Origin of the sequence: Prevotella sp. MGM2 (assembly GCF_002933955.1) — a bacterium.
In the GTDB taxonomy this organism is placed as follows: Bacteria; Bacteroidota; Bacteroidia; order Bacteroidales; family Bacteroidaceae; genus Alloprevotella.
In genome coordinates this window covers 1-718 of the sequence record NZ_BEWW01000266.1, presented here as the reverse complement: position 1 = coordinate 718, position 718 = coordinate 1, and the positions used below count along the sequence as shown (strand labels likewise).

The window sequence follows — 718 nt, the reverse complement described above, 5'->3', positions numbered from 1 at the left end:
CATACTTTTTGCCAGACATTACTTACCACCTATGTTTTAACACTTGGAAAAGTAAAAGAAAGTTAAATATGTTAAAATGAAAACTTATAAATAACGCGGAAACCCGCACCGACTTTCCGCAAAAGGAAATTAAATGAAATGACACATAACTCATTTTTTTTCCCTAAGTTTGCATAAAAAACAAGACAACGGCCCGACATTCAAAAAAAGGACATGGAGGGATAACCTCTCCGCCTCTGTCCCTACGATGCAGACCATAAAAAATGTATCCAATGACCGTACTTTACGAAGACAACCATATTATCATCGTCAGCAAAGCACCGGGCGAAATCGTACAGGGCGACAAAACCGGCGACTGCCCCCTAAGCGAAACAGTGAAGGCTTACCTCAAGGAAAAATACGCCAAGCCCGGCAAGGTATTTCTTGGCGTGGTACATCGTCTGGACCGTCCGGTGAGCGGCGTAGTCGTGTTTGCACGCACCGGTAAGGCGCTCTCACGGCTCAACGAAATGTTCCGCACGGGCAAGGTAAGAAAAACGTACCATGCCATAGTGACCGCCTCCCCCGCCGTACTGGCCGGCGAGGCTTCGGTGAGGCTCGAACACTGGCTCACACGCAACGAAAAGCAAAACAAGGCTTATGCACACCGCCGCGAGGTGAGCGGCAGCAAACAGGCCATACTGGACTTCCGCACCATAGGACGCAGCGAACGCTACGC

At 49.0% G+C, this 718-nt stretch carries 1 protein-coding gene; it reads left to right on the top strand.

Going from position 1 to position 718, the window contains the following annotated elements:
- Positions 1–272 precede the first annotated feature (272 nt).
- A partial coding sequence (locus tag C5S62_RS06780; protein WP_133159529.1) for a pseudouridine synthase occupies positions 273–718 on the top strand: 446 nt, incomplete at its 3' end.